Source organism: Mesorhizobium sp. M0227, from assembly GCF_040321855.1.
GTDB lineage: Bacteria > Pseudomonadota > Alphaproteobacteria > Rhizobiales > Rhizobiaceae > Mesorhizobium.
In genome coordinates this window covers 38,226-55,255 of sequence record NZ_JAMYSJ010000003.1, presented here as the reverse complement: position 1 = coordinate 55,255, position 17,030 = coordinate 38,226, and the positions used below count along the sequence as shown (strand labels likewise).

The following is a 17,030-nucleotide window of genomic DNA, read 5'->3' as shown; positions in this document are numbered from 1 at the left end:
GCTGCTATTCCCCACTCACTACTGACTACTCCCTATTCCCTAAATTAAGCCGCTTCAGCCGCGAGGCGCTGTGCCTTCTCGACCGCTTCCTCGATGCCGCCGACCATGTAGAAGGCAGCTTCCGGAAGGTGATCGTAGTCGCCGTTGCAGAGGCCCTTGAAGCCCTTGATGGTGTCGGCGAGGTCGACCAGCTTGCCCGGCGCCCCGGTGAACACTTCGGCGACGAAGAACGGCTGCGACAGGAAGCGCTCGATCTTGCGGGCGCGGGCCACGGTTTGCTTGTCCTCTTCCGACAGCTCGTCCATGCCCAGGATGGCGATGATGTCCTGCAGCGACTTGTAGCGCTGGAGGATCGACTGCACCTGGCGCGCGACGCCATAATGCTCGTCGCCGACGACCAGCGGGTCGAGCATGCGCGAGGTCGAATCCAGCGGATCGACGGCCGGATAGATGCCCTTTTCGGCGATGGCGCGGTTGAGCGTCGTCGTCGCGTCAAGGTGGGCGAACGAGGTCGCCGGCGCCGGATCGGTCAAGTCGTCGGCGGGCACGTAGATGGCCTGCACGGACGTGATCGAGCCCTTGGTGGTGGTGGTGATGCGTTCCTGCAGCGCGCCCATGTCGGTGGCGAGCGTCGGCTGATAGCCCACGGCCGAAGGAATACGGCCAAGCAGAGCCGACACTTCCGAACCGGCCTGCGTGAAGCGGAAGATGTTGTCGACGAAGAACAGCACGTCCTGGCCCTGGTCGCGGAAATATTCGGCAACCGTCAGGCCGGTCAGGCCGACGCGGGCGCGCGCGCCCGGCGGCTCGTTCATCTGGCCGTAGACGAGTGCCGCCTTGGAGCCTTCGCCGCCGCCCTTCTTGTTGACGCCGGATTCGATGAACTCGTGATAGAGATCGTTGCCTTCGCGGGTGCGCTCGCCGACGCCAGCGAACACCGAGTAACCGCCATGCGCCTTGGCGATGTTGTTGATCAGTTCCTGGATCAGCACGGTCTTGCCGACGCCGGCGCCGCCGAACAGGCCGATCTTGCCGCCCTTGGCGTAGGGCGCCAGCAGGTCGAGCACCTTAATGCCGGTGATCAGGATCTGCGCTTCCGTCGACTGCTCGACATAGGTCGGAGCCGGCTGGTGGATGGAGCGCATTTCGGTCGCGTCGACCGGGCCTTCTTCGTCGACCGGCTCGCCGATGACGTTGATGATGCGGCCGAGCATGCCCGGGCCGACCGGCACGGTGATCGGCGCGCCGGTGTCACGCACTTCCTGGCCGCGAACCAGACCTTCGGTCGAGTCCATGGCGATGCAGCGCACGGTGTTTTCACCCAGGTGCTGGGCGACTTCGAGCACCAGTCGGTTACCGACATTGGTCGTCTCGAGCGCGTTCAGGATCGCCGGCAGGTGATCGCCGAACTGCACGTCGACAACGGCGCCGATGACCTGGCGGACCTTGCCGGCAACGCCGGTTGCCTTGCTGGCCACTGCCGATGTCTTGGCAGCGGCCGCCTTCGCCGGCGCTGCTGCCTTGGCCGGGGCAGCCTTCGCGGCTGCTGCTGGAGCCTTTGCCGCCTTCACGGGGGCTGCGGTTTTCGCGGCTGCGGCCTTGGGGGCTGCCGTCTTGGATGTCGCCTTCTGGGGGGTCGCTGCTTTCGCCATCGTCTTTACCCTTTTTCGTCCTTTGTTTCTCACGCGGTCCGATCGCGGGTCGATGACCCGCGAACCGCGCCTAGAGCGCCTCGGCGCCCGAAATGATTTCGATCAGTTCCTTGGTGATCTGCGCCTGCCGCTGGCGGTTATAGGTGATCGACAGCTTGTTGATCATGTCGCCGGCGTTGCGCGTCGCATTGTCCATGGCGCTCATCTTGGCGCCCATTTCGCCGGCCACATTTTCGAGCAGCGCCCGGAAAACCTGCACGGAGATGTTGCGCGGAATGAGGTCGGAGAGGATTTCGCCCGGCTCCGGTTCATATTCGTAGACGGCGTTGCCGCCATCCGTCGCCTCGGCAGGAGCCGAAGCAACGCCGGCCGGAATGATCTGCTGCGCGGTCGGGATCTGGCTGATCACCGACTTGAACTGCGAATAGAACAGCGTGCAGATGTCGAAGCCGCCCTCATTGAAGAGGTGGATGACCTTCTTGGCGATCGCATCGGCATTGACGAAGCCGAGTGTCTTGACCTCGCGCAGATCGACGCGGTCGATGATCATCGACGCATAGTCGCGGCGCAGGATGTCGAAACCCTTCTTGCCGACGCAGATGATCTTGACCTGCTTGCCGTCCGCCAAAAGCTTGCGGATATGGTCGCGGGCAAGGCGGGCGATCTGCGAATTGAAGCCGCCGCACAGGCCGCGCTCGGCGGTGCAGACGACGAGCAGATGCACGTCATCCTTGCCGGTGCCGGTCATCAGCGCCGGGGCATCGCCGCCGCCGCCGATGGCCTGGGTGATGTTGGCCAGCACGGAACCCATGCGCTCCGAATAGGGGCGCGCCGCTTCCGCAGCCTCTTGCGCACGGCGCAGCTTCGCCGCGGCGACCATCTGCATCGCCTTGGTGATCTTCTGCGTCGCCTTGACCGAGGCGATACGGTTACGAAGGTCTTTTAATGAAGGCATGCTTCAAACCTGATCCCGTCTTGCAATTCGCTCAGGCGAAGGTCTTGGCGAAAGCGTCGATCTCGGCCTTCAGCTTGGCGCGCAGATCGTCCGACAGCGCCTTTTCCTTGCGGATGGCATCGAGGACGTCCTTGCCGGCCGAACGCATGTGGCTGAGCAGGCCATGCTCGAACTTGCCGACCTGGTTGACCGGCAGCTTGTCGAGATAGCCGTTGACGCCGGCGAAGATCACCGCGACCTGCTCTTCCGTTTTCAGCGGCGAGAACTGCGGCTGCTTCAGGAGTTCGGTGAGGCGCGATCCGCGGTTGAGCAGGCGCTGCGTGGCGGCATCGAGATCCGAGCCGAACTGCGCGAAGGCCGCCATTTCGCGGTATTGCGCGAGTTCGCCCTTGATCGAGCCGGCAACCTGCTTCATCGCCTTGATCTGCGCGGCAGAACCGACGCGCGACACCGACAGACCGACGTTCACCGCGGGACGAATGCCCTGGAAGAACAGGTTGGTTTCAAGGAAGATCTGGCCGTCGGTGATCGAGATTACGTTGGTCGGGATATAGGCCGACACGTCGTTGGCCTGCGTTTCGATGATCGGCAGGGCGGTCAGCGAACCACCGCCCAGATCGTCGTTGAGCTTGGCGGCGCGCTCGAGCAGGCGCGAGTGCAGGTAGAAGACGTCGCCCGGATAGGCTTCGCGGCCCGGCGGACGGCGCAGCAGCAGCGACATCTGGCGATAGGCGACGGCCTGCTTCGACAGATCGTCGTAGCTGATCAGCGCATGCATGCCGTTGTCGCGGAAATATTCGCCCATGGTGGCGCCGGCGAACGGCGCCAGGAACTGCATCGGCGCCGGATCGGAAGCGGTGGCGGCGACGATGATCGAGTACTCGAGCGCGCCGCGCTCTTCCAGCACCTTGACGAACTGCGCGACGGTCGAGCGCTTCTGGCCGACGGCGACGTAGACGCAGTAGAGCTTTTCCTTCTCGGGGCCGTTGTCGTGCACCGACTTCTGGTTGAGCATCGTGTCGAGGATGATGGCGGTCTTGCCGGTCTGGCGATCGCCGATGACCAGCTCGCGCTGGCCGCGGCCGACCGGGATCAGCGCATCGATGGCCTTGAGGCCGGTCGACATCGGCTCGTTCACCGATTTGCGCGGAATGATGCCGGGCGCCTTGACGTCGACGCGCTTGCGCTCGACTGCCTTGATCGGACCCTTGCCGTCGATCGGATTGCCGAGCGCGTCGACGACGCGACCGAGCAGGCCGGGGCCGACGGGGACGTCGACGATGGCGCCGGTGCGCTTGACGATGTCGCCTTCCTTGATGTCGCGGTCGGCGCCGAAGATGACGACGCCGACATTGTCGGCTTCGAGGTTGAGCGCCATGCCGCGGATGCCGCCGGGAAACTCGACCATTTCGCCGGCCTGGACATTGTCGAGGCCGTAGACGCGGGCGATACCGTCACCGACGGACAGCACCTGTCCAACTTCGGAGACCTCGGCCTCCTTACCGAAATTCTTGATCTGGTCTTTCAGAATTGCGGAAATTTCCGCGGCGCGGATGTCCATCAGCCGACCTCTTTCAGTGCAAGCTTGAGCGAATTGAGTTTGGTTTTGAGCGACGTATCGATCTGGCGCGAGCCCATCTTGACCACCAGCCCGCCGAGCAGCGACGGATCGACGGTGACGGAGATGGCCACGTCCTTACCGGCAACGCTCTTCAGCGCCGCCTTGAGTTCGGCCTGCTGGGCAGCCGTCAGTTCGTGAGCCGACGTCACTTCAGCAGCGGTCTCGCCACGATGTTCGGCTGATATCTGGCGGAACGCCCTGATCATGCCGGGAATGGCGAACAGCCGGCGGTTGCGGGCGACGACGCGCAGGAAATTGCCAGTGAGGCCGGCAATCCCCGCCTTGTCGGCAATCGCCGCAATGGCCTTCGCCTGGTCCTCGCTGGAGAACACCGGGCTATTGATTAGCCGGGTGAGATCAGCGCTGCCCGCGAGCATGGCTTCGAAACTGTTGAGGTCGGCTTCGACCTTGGCCACGGAATTTGCCTGCAGGGCGAGTTCGAACAGCGAACCCGCATAGCGTTCTGCGACACCTGAGATTGGCGATGACGATTGAGCCACGGACCGTCTTTTCTCTTGTCTGACAGGCCGTAGATTGTTGGCGCGAGCAAAAACTCTGGCTAAATCTTTGACCTTACTGCATTTTTTCGAGCACGGAGGCGCGGCTTCCGCTATCCCCGGCCGAAAGTCGATTGCCGTCTAGCACAGGCATTTTAAGACCGCAATGCGTCGTTCCGCATGGTTTTCAGGCACTATTGTCGCATCCGGCGAAAGTCACCCGTCTTCCATCGCGGAATACCCAACGATTCAAGGCAGAAAGCCGAAGGCAAAGGCGAGCGGAAACGCCGCCAGCACCAATTCCAGCACAATGGAAACCCAATTGAAAGGCGTGTTGGCGCCATCCGACATCATCGACAGCAGCCGGCCGAAGGCGGTGAACAACCAGGAAAAGCCGAGCGCCATGTAGATCAGCGGCTGCGCCAGAAGGATACAGCACAGGCCGACACCGAGATAAAAGCCCGACATCCTGCCGCGCCCCTCGGCGATCGCGGCAGCCTTCTCTGGCTTGACCTGCAGGCGCAGGGCACGGAAGGCGAGACCAGGTGCCAGAAAAAACAAAAGACCGAGCAGCACGGTGAAGACGGCGCTCGACCAGGCCAGCCATTCGCCCTGGCTCGTCGGCCATGGAAGCGCAAAATCCATCTTGTCCCCTCGAAGTGCCTGTTTTGAAATTCCGGGCATTCTAGCGGAGGAAAAACGCCGCGCCAGATGGCATCAGGCACTTTAGGAGAAGCGCATCAGCCGAGCGCGAATTCCACCGCTGCCTCGGCATGAATGCGCGTAGTGTCGAAGACCGGAATGTCGAAATCCTGCTGACCAATGAGCATGGTGATCTCGGTGCAGCCCATGATGACGCTATCGGCCGCCCCTTCGCGGCGCAGGCGTTCTGTCTCGGCTATATAAGCCGCCTTCGAGAACTCCGTGACGATGCCCCGGCACAGTTCCTCATAAATGACACGATGGACCATGTCGCGCCCGGCCGCATCGGGTACGACGGGGGCCAAGCCATATTTCTCGGCGAGCCGGCCCTTGTAGAAGTCCTGTTCCATGGTGAAGCGCGTCGCCAGCAGCGCCGGGCGCTGCATGCCGGCGCGCTTGACCGCCACCGCGGTGGCATCGGCTATGTGGATCAGCGGGATCGACACCGACGCCTGCACCTGGTCGGCCAGTTTGTGCATGGTGTTGGTGCACAAAAGCAGACCTTCCGCGCCGCCGGCCTCGAGCTTGCGCGCCGCTTCGACAAGAAGCACGCCGGCGCCGTCCCAGTCGCCGTGATGCTGCCGCTCGGCGAGCTCGGCAAAATCGAACGACCAGAGCAGCAATTTGGCCGAATGCAGCCCGCCCAGCCGCTCGCGCACGATCTCGTTGAGCAGGCGGTAGTAGATCGCGGTCGATTCCCAACTCATGCCGCCCAGAAGGCCAAGGGTTTTCATGGTGGCTGTTCCTTTGCTGGGTAGCCGCGATATTATAAACACACGAGACTATAAAGGAGGTCGTCGTGAAAACTATTGAGCTTCGGCAGGCCAAGGTGGGGCTCTCGGCAATCGTCGGGGCCGCAGGAAACGGCGAGCCAACCATTATCACGAGAAACGGCAAGCCGACCGCCATGGTCATTCCGGTTGCTGAGGGGCGAAAGCTTTATCCCCAAGACAGCCAGAAAAACTTCGGGGACTTTTTGCTTCGGTATCCGGGCGGCATCGAACTTGAGCGAAATGAATCGCCATTGAGGGACGTCGAATTTTGATCCGCTCTCTATAAGCTCATTTACCGAGAGTGGCCGGCGGCGTTCAACTCACAAAAAGCTCTGCGGATCAATATCGACCTGCACCCTGACCGAGCCGCGCTGCTTAGGCCCGTTGGCCAGCATAGCCCTGATAAACCCTTGCATGTCGGCGCGCCGTTCGCCCTGGATCAGCAGACGGAAGCGGTGGCGGCCGCCGAGCAGTGACAGTGGCGCCTCGGCTGGCCCCAGCACGAACAGATCTGAGGCCTCCGGCGCGGCGCGGCGCAGGCCACGTGCATGGCCTTCGGCTTCAGCCCGCGTCACCGCACTAACGATGACGCCTGCGAGCCGGCCGAAGGGCGGCAGTGCGGCCCGTTCGCGCTCGGCGATCTCACGTTCGTAAAACGCCTCGGCGTCGCCCGAGACGATCGCCCGCATCACCGGGTGGTCGGGCTGAAAAGTCTGCAGCAGGCCAAGGCTCTTCTTGCCGGTGCGGCCGGCGCGGCCGGTGACCTGGCTGAGCAGCTGAAATGTGCGCTCGGCGGCGCGCGGATCGCCATTGGCAAGGCCAAGATCGGCATCGACGACGCCGACCAGGGTCATGTTGGGAAAGTTGTGGCCCTTGGCGACGAGCTGCGTGCCGATGACGATGTCGGCCTCGCCATCGGCGATTGCCTCCAGCTCCAGCCGCAGACGCCTTACGCCGCCCATCAGGTCCGACGACAAGACGATGGTGCGCGCGTCGGGAAAATGCGCAACGACCTCTTCGGCGATCCGCTCGACACCTGGCCCGCAGGCGACCAGATGATCGAGCGTGCCGCATTCCGGGCAGGCTTCGGGGCGGCGCTCATTGTGCCCGCAATGATGGCAGACCAGCTGGCCGCGAAAACGGTGTTCGACCAGCCAGGCCGAGCAGACCGGGCAGCCGAAGCGGTGGCCACAAACCCGGCACAGCGTCAGCGGCGCATAGCCGCGCCGGTTGAGGAACAGCAGCGACTGCTCCTGCCTCTCCAGCGTCTGGCGCATCTGGTCGAGCAGCACCGGCGACAGGAAACCGCCACGCGCCGGCGGCGCGCGCCGCATGTCGACCGCCTTCAGATGCGGAAGCGCCGCCTCGGCGAAACGAGCGGAAAGCACCGCTCTGTTGTATTTACCTTGGCTGGCATTGACCCGGCTTTCGACCGACGGCGTCGCCGACGCCAGCACCACGGGGAAGCTGCCGATATGGCCGCGCACCACCGCCATATCGCGCGCATTGTAGAAGACGCGGTCCTCCTGCTTGTAGGCAGGGTCGTGCTCCTCGTCGACGACGATCAGGCCGAGCTCCTTGAACGGCAGGAACAGCGCCGAACGCGCACCGGCGACGACCCGCACGCCGCCTTCCGCCACTTGCCGCCAGACTTTTTCGCGCATCCGCGGCGGCAGGTCGGAATGCCATTCGCCCGGCTTGGCGCCGAAGCGCTGCTGGAAGCGCTCGAGAAAGGCATGCGTCAGCGCGATTTCCGGCAGCAGGATCAGCACCTGCTTGCCCTGGTCGAGCGCGGCCGCCACCGCCTCGAAATAGACCTCCGTCTTGCCCGAACCGGTGACGCCGTCGAGCAGCGCGACGTTGAACACACCGGCTGCGACATTGGCGCGCAGCATCAGCGCCGCGTCGCTCTGGTCCGGCATCAGTTCCAGTATGGCGTAGCTGGAATCAGGCGCGGCCACCACCGGTCGCGGCGGGATCATCACCGTCTCGAACACGCCTTGCGCCCTCAGCCCGTCGATCACCGTTGACGATACGCCCGCGGCATGGGCGAGGCCGGATCGCGTCCAGGCGAGCCCACCTTCGGCCGTCTCCAGCACGCGCTGCCTGGCGCCCGTCATCCTGTCGGGCACGAGAAGCGTGCGCTGCAGCCCCTCGATCCACGGTTCGGGGTCGAAAGCCTCCGGCGCCCTGAGCAGCATGCGCGCCACCATGCCCGGAGGCGACAGCGTGTACTGCGCCACCCAGTCGACGAAACGGCGCATCGCGCGGTCGATCGGCGGGCAGTCGAAGACCTGTGCGATGGGGCGCAGCTTTTTCGCGTCGACCTTCTCGACCGCGCCATCCCAGACGATACCGGCGACCTGCCGCGGCCCAAGCGGCACGCGCACGATCGAGCCCGGCACCACGTGCATGCCGGCCGGCACGGCGTAGGTGTAGGGGCGTTCGGCGGGCATCGGCACCAGCACCGGTGCGGCTGCGACAAAGGGCGAATCTTCGATCATGAGGCGTGACCTTGCCCTGACTTTGGTCTAGATCAAAGGCCGACCCCGAATGTGCATGACATGCACATGAAAATCTTCAGGAGACCCGTCATGAAATTTTTTGTCGACACCGCCGACGTCAAGGATATCCGTGAGCTGAACGATCTGGGGCTGCTCGACGGCGTCACCACCAATCCGTCGCTGATCCTCAAATCCGGCGGCAAGATCGCCGACGTCACCAAAGAGATTTGCGACATCGTCAAGGGTCCGGTCTCGGCTGAAGTCACCGCCACCGAATATTCCGAGATGATGCAGCAGGCCAAGGTTCTGGCCAAGATCGCCGACAATGTCTGCATCAAGGTGCCGCTGACGCTGGACGGGCTCAAGGCCTGCAAGACGATCCGCACCGAGATGAACCGCCTGGTCAACGTCACCCTGTGCTTTTCGGCCAACCAGGCGTTGCTGGCGGCCAAGGCCGGTGCCTCGTTCATCTCGCCCTTCGTCGGCCGCGTCGACGACATCGGCATCGACGGCATGGAGCTGATCCAGGAGATCCGGCAGATTTACGACAACTACGATTTCCAGACCGAGATCCTCGTCGCTTCGGTGCGCACAGTGAACCACGTCAAGCAGGCGGCACTCATCGGCGCCGATGTCGTGACCGCGCCGCCGGCGACCCTGAAGGCACTGGTCAAGCACCCGCTGACCGACAAGGGTCTGGAACAGTTCCTCGCCGACTGGGCAAAAACCGGCCAGAAGATCGGCTGAGAATGGCGATCGGCTAAAGCCAATTCGCTTGTGATGAAAAGGCCGGGCAACCGGCCTTTTTCGTGTGCGCTCCAAGCAGACTGCCGCTCAATCCGCGCCGTCATCCTCAGGCGCGTTCGCCGGCTGGCGCCGGCCCATAATGATTTCGCGTTTGCCGACATGGTTGGGTGTGCCGACCAAACCTTCCTTTTCCATACGCTCGACCAGGGACGCGGCGCGGTTGTAGCCGATGCCGAGGCGGCGCTGGATGTAGGACGTCGAACACTTCTTGTCGCGCACCACCACCTTGACCGCCTCATCGTAGATGGCATCGCTGTCTTCGGCTGCGACGGATCCCTTGTCGAAGACCGCGCCCTGGTCTTCTTCGATTTCTTCCTCGTCCTCATCGGCCGTCACGGTTTCCAGATATTCGGGGCGCCCCTGCGCCTTGAGATGCGCGACCACATGCTCGACCTCCGCGTCGGAAACAAACGGCCCGTGCACGCGCGAGATGCGCCCGCCGCCCATCATGTGCAGCATGTCGCCCTGGCCAAGCAATTGTTCGGCGCCTTGCTCGCCCAGGATTGTGCGGCTGTCGATCTTCGATGTCACCTGGAAGGAAATCCGGGTTGGAAAGTTGGCCTTGATCGTGCCCGTGATGACATCGACCGAGGGGCGCTGCGTTGCCATGATCAGGTGAATGCCGGCAGCGCGCGCCATCTGCGCCAGTCGCTGGATCGCGCCTTCGATCTCCTTGCCGGCGACCATCATCAGGTCGGCCATCTCGTCGACGATGACGACAATGTAGGGCATCGGCGCAAGGTCGATTTCCTGCTGTTCGAAAAGCGGTTCGCCGGTGCCCTTTTCGAAGCCGGTCTGCACCGTCATGACAACCGTCTCGCCCTTGTCGCGGGCAGCGGCGGCACGCTCGTTGTAGCCGTCGATGTTGCGCACACCGAGCCGCGCCATCTTGCGATACCGGTCCTCCATTTCGCGCACCGCCCATTTGAGCGCCGTCACGGCTTTCTTGGGGTCCGTGACGACGGGCGTCAGAAGATGCGGGATGCCGTCATAGACAGAGAGTTCGAGCATCTTGGGATCGACCATGATCAGCCGGCATTCTTCCGGCTTCAACCGATAGAGTAACGACAGGATCATGGTGTTGATGGCGACCGACTTGCCGGAGCCGGTGGTTCCGGCCACCAGCAAATGCGGCATCTTCGCCAGCTCGGCGATGACCGGCTCGCCGCCGATCGTCTTGCCGAGACAAAGCGCCAGCTTGCAGCTGGTCTTGCGGAAGCCTTCCGATTCGATCAGCTCCCGGAAATAGACGGTTTCGCGCGTCTCGTTCGGGAGCTCGATGCCGATGACGTTGCGGCCAGGCACGACGGCGACGCGCGCCGAAATCGCCGACATGGAGCGGGCGATATCGTCGGCAAGCCCGATGACGCGAGAAGATTTGACGCCCGGCGCCGGCTCGAACTCATAGAGCGTGACGACCGGGCCTGGGCGAACATGAATGATCTCGCCACGCACGCCGAAGTCCTCGAGCACGCTTTCCAGCAGATCGGCGTTCTGCTCGAGCCGCTCCTGCGACATGTAGAAGCCTTGTCCCTCCGGTGGCTGCTGCAACAGCTCTTCCGAGGGAAGCTCATAGGGATCGCCGGCGGTTGACAGCACGACCTTTCCAGCCCCAGGCAAGCGCGCGGAGCGGGCGCCAACGGCCCTGGCAGGGACGTTCACACTTGGCGCGGCCGACGCGGAAACGGCGTCGCTTTTGGCGGCTGGGATTGCGACAGCCTGGACCGGCGACGGCGCATTGCTCGCTGGCACGCCGGGTTGGGCGACGGTCCAGTTCGAATTGGCCGGCCAAACATCCGGCAACGGCTTCAAGGCCTGGCCCGGAAGGCAGTCGATGACACGAAACAATGCGGTGGCATCGGTCCCTGGGCGGATGTCGATCGGCATAGTGGTCGCTGGCGCTACGGCGACCGGTGCAGGCGACGCTGGACCGGTCTGCCGGGCCGGCGACGAAACGTCGACCAGATAGGGTGCCATAGCCTCGAAGAAGGCATGATCCGAAAGATATGGCCAGCGCAGCCTTTCGGAAGTGGTCGTTTTGGCGCCCGGAGCAACGGACGCGCGCGCGGATGCCCGTGCCGTAGCGACCGACCTCGGCGGCACCGGCGCAACGGCTGGCGCCTTCTCCCTGGCGCGCTCCGGGGCAACAAAAGCAGCAGCCGGCGGTAATGACCCTTGCGAGGCGTGGCCGGCCAGCGGCTGGGAAGCAGGGCTTTTCACCGAAGCCGGCAATGCCAGGAGCGAAGGCGCGGAGGACGCCCCGTTGATCATCGATTGCGCAACGGCTTGCTCTGCTGGGCGCGTCGCGGCGTGTTCGACAACACGCTCCTGCTGCGGACGATGCTTCCTGGCCTCATAGTCCGGCGTGCGTGTAAAACGCACATTGGGTGCAAGGAAGAAATATTCCTGCCAGGCAGGGCTCTCGATATCGCCGATTTTCGAAGGCGTATCGTCCGAGCAACCCCGCGGTTCCATATAGGGCCGCTTGTTGCCGCCGAGGTCGACCACCGGTGCGGAATAGCCGGCCCGGCGTGTGGTGGGCTGCCGGCCGTCCGGCTCCTTGCGAGCCGGACGATCGAGGTCGCCTGCCGCGGAAGAACTTCGCTGACCACCCCTGTCGCCGATGCTCTCCAAGCGCTTCCCCTCGGGGCCATCAGGCAATGCAGCCGTCGATAAATTGACCCGGGAAAAACGCTTGGCTTCCATTCTCAAGACTCACTTTGAAATGTCTGCCGAGCAATAGGGAGCGAGTGGTTAACAGTTGCTTCCCGGATGGATCGCCGACCATCCTGGGCACCAAAATCTTCGTGGTGGTCTGCGAGCGACACGGCACGATCGTCGTCTCGCCGCATCCACGCTGGTGGCGCGATCTACTCGCCGTGCCGCAGCAGCTCGATGGGTCTTCGGACAATCCCTGTTCGGAATCTGGCTCTGTTCGGGAATCTGGTCATGATCCCGCGATCATCCCATCATGCCTGGGGCGCCAGACCGTTTCCGTGAAGCGATGAGGTGCGCTAACCAGTCTTGCCGTGCCGGACAAGGTCCTGGGCAATGGACAGCTGCAGCGCTTCCGCCAACTCTCGCGCAGCGCGATTCTCGGCGTCGATCTGCGCCCGGTATGCGGCGAATTCCTGACGCGGCCTGTCGAAGGACGAAGTGATCGAACGCTTGCCGGATGCGATCACCACGCCGGTCTTCGCATCGGCCAGCGTATAGCTGCCGGTCAGCGTCACGGAACCGGCGGTCGGTTCGTCTTCATCCGTTCCGACCTGCACGAGTGCCGCGGACTCGACCGCTTCGGTCACGCCGAGATTTAGCGAATATGCCGGCGAGGCCGGCTCGCCGGCGCCTCGTCCAAACCCGAAAATCAGATTGTTGCGCACCTGTTGGCCGTAACGCGTATTGACCGGCTTGATGCCGATCAACGCCAGTTCGGCACTGGCACTGGCCTGCGAACCCGACAGTGGCGCGCTCGAATAGAGCGGCCGCACCGTGCAGGCCGAGACAAGCGCGAGCGAACCTATCAGGCCGGCAAGCGCTATGCGGCGCAGCAAATGGCTCAACTCTGTCTTTTCCCGATCAGGCAACGACATTGACGATCCTCTGCGGCACGATGATCACCTTGCGCGGAGCCTTCCCTTCGAGTGCTTTCTGCACGAAGTCGAGAGCCAATACCGCTTTTTCGACCGCACCTTGGTCCGCGTCGCGGGCAATTGTCAAATCCCCCCGCTTCTTGCCGTTGACCTGTACCGGATAGGTGACTTCGTTGTCGACGACCAGCGCCGAATCGAAGACCGGCCAAGGCCGTTCGGCAACGAGATCGGTGCCGCCAAGCGCTGCCCAGCACTCCTCGGCCAGATGCGGCATGACCGGCGCGATCAGATGCACGAGAATCTCCACCGCCTGCCGGCAGGCGCCTTTCAGCGCTGCATCGGCCTTGCCTTCGGCCACCTCGTTGAGCGGCGTGGTCAGCGCGTTGGCCAGTTCGTAGATGCGGGCGATGGCGCGGTTGAAGGCGAGCTTCTCGATATCCTGTCCGACCGCCTTCAGTATCTTGTGCGCGGCCTTGGAAACCACCGCGGCCTCACCGCTGCTGGCCGCCACGGGCTTGATGCCGGCCAGTGTTTCGGCCGCCGTCGACACCAGGCGCCAGATGCGCTGGATGAAGCGATGCGCACCGGCGGCGCCATCGTCGGTCCACTCGACATCGCGCTCGGGAGGAGAATCCGACAGCATGAACCAGCGCGCCGTATCGGCGCCGTAGCCATCGGTGATGTCTTCCGGGCTCACCGTGTTCTTCTTCGATTTCGACATCTTTTCCAGCGGACCGATGGTGACGGCCTCGCCGGTGGCGATGTCGATGGCGCTGCGCTTGCCGTCGACATCCTCCAACCGAACTTCGGTGGGCGCCAGCCAGCGGCCATTCGATGCCGAGCCGACGCGATAGGTTTCGTGCACCACCATGCCTTGCGTGAACAGGCCCTTGAACGGCTCGGCCAGATCGACATGGCCGGCCTCGCGCATGGCGCGGGTGAAGAAGCGCGAATAGAGCAGATGCAGGATCGCGTGCTCGATCCCGCCAATATACTGGTCGACCGCCAGCCATTCGTTGGCCGCCTTGGGATCGGTCGGTTCATGCGCCCACGGCGCGGTGAAGCGGGCAAAATACCACGACGAATCGACGAACGTGTCCATCGTGTCGGTTTCGCGCCGCGCATCCCTGCCGCATTGCGGACATTTCACATGGCGCCATGTCGGATGCCGGTCGAGCGGATTGCCCGGGCGATCGAAATCGACATCGTCGGGCAGCTTCACCGGCAGGTCCGCCTTCGGCACCGGCACCACGCCGCAACCCTCGCAATGAATCATCGGGATCGGGCATCCCCAGTAGCGCTGGCGCGAAATGCCCCAGTCACGCAGGCGGAAATTCACCTTGCGCTCGGCCATCGGCCGGTTGCCGATCGTCTTCTGCTCCAGCAGTTTGGCGACCTCGTCGAAAGCCTGATCTGGCTTCATGCCGTCGAGAAAGCGTGAATTGATCATCACGCCGTCATCGACATAGGCTTCATCGATGATCTGGAACGTCGCCGGATTCTCGCCTTCCGGCATCACCACCGGAATCACCGGCAGGCCGTATTTGTTGGCGAAGTCGAGGTCGCGCTGGTCGCCGGACGGACAGCCGAAAATGGCGCCGGTACCGTATTCCATCAGCACGAAATTGGCGACATAGACAGGCAGCGTCCAGTTGTCGTCAAACGGATGGACGACGCGGATGCCGGTGTCAAAACCCTTCTTCTCAGCTGTCTCCAGCGCCGCCACCGAGGTGCCCATATGGCCGATATCCTCGATGAACTTCGCCAGCGCCGGATTGTGCGCAGCGGCCTTCTTGGCCAACGGATGATCGGCGGCGACAGCCATGAAGGAAGCGCCGAAGATGGTGTCGGGCCTTGTCGTATAGACTTCCAGCTCATGCTCGCCATCAGAGGCGTCGGCCAGAGGCCAGCGGATCAGCAGGCCTTCCGAGCGGCCGATCCAGTTCTGCTGCATCAGCTTCACCTTTTCCGGCCATTCGTCGAGGCCGTCGAGCGAATCCAGCAGATCCTGCGCGAAGTCGGTGATCTTGAAGAACCACTGCGTCAGTTCGCGCTGTTCGACCAGCGCGCCCGAGCGCCAGCCGCGCCCGTCGATGACCTGCTCGTTGGCGAGCACGGTCATGTCCTCCGGGTCCCAGTTGACCTTGGAGGATTTGCGCGTCACCAGCCCCTTCTCGACAAAATCGAGGAACAGCATCTGCTGGCGGTGGTAGTAGTCGACGTCGCAGGTGGCGAATTCGCGCGCCCAGTCCAGCGACAGGCCCATGACCTTGAGCTGCTCGCGCATGGTGGCGATGTTCTGGTAGGTCCATTCCTTGGGGTGGACCTTGTTTTGCATCGCCGCGTTTTCGGCCGGCATGCCGAAGGCGTCCCAGCCCATCGGGTGCAGTACGTTGAAGCCCTTGGCCCGCTTGTAGCGCGCCACCACGTCGCCCATCGTGTAGTTGCGGGTGTGGCCTATATGGATGCGCCCCGACGGATAGGGAAACATCTCCAGCACATAGTATTTCGGGCGCGGATCGTCATTGTGCGCTTCGAACAGCTTCTTGGCGTCCCAGGCCTTCTGCCATTTGGGCTCTGACGCGCGCGGATTGTATCGTTCGGTTGCCATGGGACGTTTTTCACTTAAAAGCAGGCGCGAACTGCGGGCGATGGCTCGGCAGTTCAGGGAATGTGGTCCGGGTGTTCACCATGGTTTGGCAAACCCGTCAACCATATGGGTATCGCGTCTGACAAAAACGCCGGTCAAAACAGCAGGATTTGCATATGGGTGACGCCGTTCAGCAATTTTTCGCGGTCAAGGCGAAGATCGCCGCCGCCGAGCGCGAGGCCGGCCGCGAAGCCGGCGTCGTGACGCTGGTCGCGGTCTCAAAGACCTTCGACGCTGCCGACATCGGCCCGGTCATCGAGGCCGGCCAGCGCGTCTTCGGCGAGAACCGCGTGCAGGAGGCGCAAGGCAAATGGCCTGATCTGAAGGACGCATTTCCCGACATCGAACTGCATCTGATCGGCCCGCTGCAATCCAACAAGGCCAAAGAGGCTGTGGCGCTGTTCGACGTCATCGAGACGATCGATCGCGAGAAGATCGCCGCCGAACTGGCCAAGGAGATCGCCAGGCAGGGCCGCGCACCGAAGCTCTACGTCCAGGTCAACACCGGCTCCGAGCCGCAGAAGGCAGGCATCGAGCCCCGCGACGCCGTGGCCTTTATCGCCCGCTGCCGCGACGTGCATGGCCTCGCCATCGAGGGCCTGATGTGCATCCCGCCGGCCGATGAGAACCCCGGCCCGCACTTCGCGCTGTTGGAAAAGCTCGGCAAGGAAGCCGACGTCGCCAAACTCTCGATGGGCATGTCCGGCGACTACGAGACGGCGATCGCCTTCGGCGCCACCAGCGTGCGGGTGGGCTCGGCGATCTTCGGCAGCCGGTAGCGGACACATCTGTTGGCCAGCAGCGCTGCCGACCTTTAGGAATGTCTGCTATAGTTAGCCAAGCTATCGAGCGAGCAGTCCTCATGAACTGGGATCTTCAGAACGCAAAGAACAAGCTCTCGGAGCTGGTCCAGCAGGCGCGCGAAAATGGACCTCAGACCATCACCGTGCGCGGAAAGCCCGCTGTTGTCGTGCTGGCTGCCGAACACTACCAGAGACTGGTCGGCGCAAAGCATTCGCTTACAGAATATCTTTTTTCCGGCCCGGAGTGGGATGACGACTTCATCGAGGAGGTCAATCGGCGCTCCGAGACGATGATCCGGGATCTCGATCTCTAATCCTTGGGCAGCCTGACTCTATTTTCATCGTTGCGTTCCTGACGGTCGCCGATGCTTCGGCACAGATGCCGGCTAAAGACCTGTGGGCCAGTCCGGCGAGTCCATTGCACCAAGACTGGAAACGAAACGTACCGTTCCTATTTGCTTCGCGTCATCACA

At 63.2% G+C, this 17,030-nt stretch carries 14 protein-coding genes; 4 read left to right on the top strand and 10 right to left on the bottom strand.

The features are described 5' to 3' along the window. Window positions 1–44: 44 nt before the first annotated feature. The 6 genes from atpD to NKJ00_RS05780 all read right to left on the bottom strand — a co-directional run bounded on the left by atpD (window position 45) and on the right by NKJ00_RS05780 (window position 6,161). The gene (atpD, locus tag NKJ00_RS05805; RefSeq protein ID WP_023811758.1) at window positions 45–1,652 is read right to left on the bottom strand and encodes a F0F1 ATP synthase subunit beta; all 1,608 of its coding nucleotides are present in this window, start codon (window positions 1,650–1,652) and stop codon (window positions 45–47) included. A 70-nt stretch (window positions 1,653–1,722) separates the two neighbouring features. After that, window positions 1,723–2,607, bottom strand: a complete 885-nt coding sequence (locus tag NKJ00_RS05800) for a F0F1 ATP synthase subunit gamma (RefSeq protein WP_023811757.1) — start codon at window positions 2,605–2,607, stop codon at window positions 1,723–1,725. A gap of 31 nt (window positions 2,608–2,638) precedes the next feature. Beyond that, a complete protein-coding gene (atpA, locus tag NKJ00_RS05795) occupies window positions 2,639–4,168 on the bottom strand; it encodes a F0F1 ATP synthase subunit alpha (RefSeq protein ID WP_023811756.1) in 1,530 nt (509 codons plus the stop codon). Then, window positions 4,168–4,728: a F0F1 ATP synthase subunit delta gene (locus NKJ00_RS05790; protein WP_352629120.1), complete on the bottom strand. Its 561-nt coding sequence runs from the start codon at window positions 4,726–4,728 to the stop codon at window positions 4,168–4,170. Before NKJ00_RS05790 ends, atpA begins: the two co-directional genes overlap by 1 nt. A 246-nt stretch (window positions 4,729–4,974) precedes the next feature. After that, on the bottom strand, window positions 4,975–5,370 hold the full coding sequence (locus tag NKJ00_RS05785) for an AGROH133_08824 family phage infection protein (protein WP_352629117.1): 396 nt from the start codon (window positions 5,368–5,370) through the stop codon (window positions 4,975–4,977). A gap of 95 nt (window positions 5,371–5,465) precedes the next feature. Beyond that, on the bottom strand, window positions 5,466–6,161 hold the full coding sequence (locus NKJ00_RS05780) for an aspartate/glutamate racemase family protein (protein ID WP_352629115.1): 696 nt from the start codon (window positions 6,159–6,161) through the stop codon (window positions 5,466–5,468). 65 nt (window positions 6,162–6,226) lie between these two features. On the opposite strand from NKJ00_RS05780, the gene NKJ00_RS05775 reads away from it, so the two are divergent. Beyond that, window positions 6,227–6,472, top strand: coding sequence for a type II toxin-antitoxin system Phd/YefM family antitoxin (locus NKJ00_RS05775; protein ID WP_352629113.1), 246 nt, complete (start codon window positions 6,227–6,229; stop codon window positions 6,470–6,472). A gap of 48 nt (window positions 6,473–6,520) precedes the next feature. Here NKJ00_RS05775 and NKJ00_RS05770 read toward each other — a convergent pair whose 3' ends face one another. Then, a complete protein-coding gene (locus NKJ00_RS05770) occupies window positions 6,521–8,704 on the bottom strand; it encodes a primosomal protein N' (protein WP_352629111.1) in 2,184 nt (727 codons plus the stop codon). 90 nt (window positions 8,705–8,794) lie between these two features. On the opposite strand from NKJ00_RS05770, the gene fsa reads away from it, so the two are divergent. Beyond that, window positions 8,795–9,451, top strand: coding sequence for a fructose-6-phosphate aldolase (gene fsa, locus NKJ00_RS05765; RefSeq protein WP_127270489.1), 657 nt, complete (start codon window positions 8,795–8,797; stop codon window positions 9,449–9,451). Between the two features lie 87 nt (window positions 9,452–9,538). Here the strand turns inward: fsa and NKJ00_RS05760 are convergent, their stop codons facing one another. From NKJ00_RS05760 to leuS, 3 genes are all read right to left on the bottom strand, one after another. Next, window positions 9,539–12,217, bottom strand: coding sequence for a DNA translocase FtsK (locus tag NKJ00_RS05760; RefSeq protein ID WP_352629109.1), 2,679 nt, complete (start codon window positions 12,215–12,217; stop codon window positions 9,539–9,541). A 308-nt stretch (window positions 12,218–12,525) separates the two neighbouring features. Further along, entirely contained in the window at window positions 12,526–13,104 is a 579-nt protein-coding gene (lptE, locus tag NKJ00_RS05755) for an LPS assembly lipoprotein LptE (protein ID WP_023811749.1), read from the bottom strand. Then, window positions 13,091–15,715, bottom strand: coding sequence for a leucine--tRNA ligase (gene leuS / locus NKJ00_RS05750; RefSeq protein ID WP_352629107.1), 2,625 nt, complete (start codon window positions 15,713–15,715; stop codon window positions 13,091–13,093). The genes lptE and leuS overlap by 14 nt, the downstream gene beginning before the upstream one ends. Window positions 15,716–15,870: 155 nt before the next feature. Between leuS and NKJ00_RS05745 the strand changes: the two genes are divergently transcribed. Both NKJ00_RS05745 and NKJ00_RS05740 read left to right on the top strand, forming a co-directional pair. Further along, window positions 15,871–16,533 carry a YggS family pyridoxal phosphate-dependent enzyme gene (locus NKJ00_RS05745; RefSeq protein WP_352629105.1) on the top strand — a complete coding sequence of 221 codons (663 nt, stop codon included), beginning with the start codon at window positions 15,871–15,873 and terminating at the stop codon, window positions 16,531–16,533. A gap of 83 nt (window positions 16,534–16,616) precedes the next feature. Then, window positions 16,617–16,871, top strand: coding sequence for a type II toxin-antitoxin system Phd/YefM family antitoxin (locus NKJ00_RS05740; RefSeq protein ID WP_352629103.1), 255 nt, complete (start codon window positions 16,617–16,619; stop codon window positions 16,869–16,871). Window positions 16,872–17,030 lie beyond the last annotated feature (159 nt).

What these genes read in the sequence shown, in the direction of transcription:
- NKJ00_RS05770 (WP_352629111.1), bottom strand. Translation starts at nt 8,704, where the DNA reads ATGATCGAAGATTCGCCCTTTGTCGCAGCCGCACCGGTGCTGGTGCCG.
- NKJ00_RS05800 (WP_023811757.1), bottom strand. Translation starts at nt 2,607, where the DNA reads ATGCCTTCATTAAAAGACCTTCGTAACCGTATCGCCTCGGTCAAGGCG.
- atpA (WP_023811756.1), bottom strand. Translation starts at nt 4,168, where the DNA reads ATGGACATCCGCGCCGCGGAAATTTCCGCAATTCTGAAAGACCAGATC.
- leuS (WP_352629107.1), bottom strand. Translation starts at nt 15,715, where the DNA reads ATGGCAACCGAACGATACAATCCGCGCGCGTCAGAGCCCAAATGGCAG.
- NKJ00_RS05745 (WP_352629105.1), top strand. Translation starts at nt 15,871, where the DNA reads ATGGGTGACGCCGTTCAGCAATTTTTCGCGGTCAAGGCGAAGATCGCC.
- atpD (WP_023811758.1), bottom strand. Translation starts at nt 1,652, where the DNA reads ATGGCGAAAGCAGCGACCCCCCAGAAGGCGACATCCAAGACGGCAGCC.
- lptE (WP_023811749.1), bottom strand. Translation starts at nt 13,104, where the DNA reads ATGTCGTTGCCTGATCGGGAAAAGACAGAGTTGAGCCATTTGCTGCGC.
- fsa (WP_127270489.1), top strand. Translation starts at nt 8,795, where the DNA reads ATGAAATTTTTTGTCGACACCGCCGACGTCAAGGATATCCGTGAGCTG.
- NKJ00_RS05740 (WP_352629103.1), top strand. Translation starts at nt 16,617, where the DNA reads ATGAACTGGGATCTTCAGAACGCAAAGAACAAGCTCTCGGAGCTGGTC.
- NKJ00_RS05780 (WP_352629115.1), bottom strand. Translation starts at nt 6,161, where the DNA reads ATGAAAACCCTTGGCCTTCTGGGCGGCATGAGTTGGGAATCGACCGCG.
- NKJ00_RS05760 (WP_352629109.1), bottom strand. Translation starts at nt 12,217, where the DNA reads ATGGAAGCCAAGCGTTTTTCCCGGGTCAATTTATCGACGGCTGCATTG.
- NKJ00_RS05785 (WP_352629117.1), bottom strand. Translation starts at nt 5,370, where the DNA reads ATGGATTTTGCGCTTCCATGGCCGACGAGCCAGGGCGAATGGCTGGCC.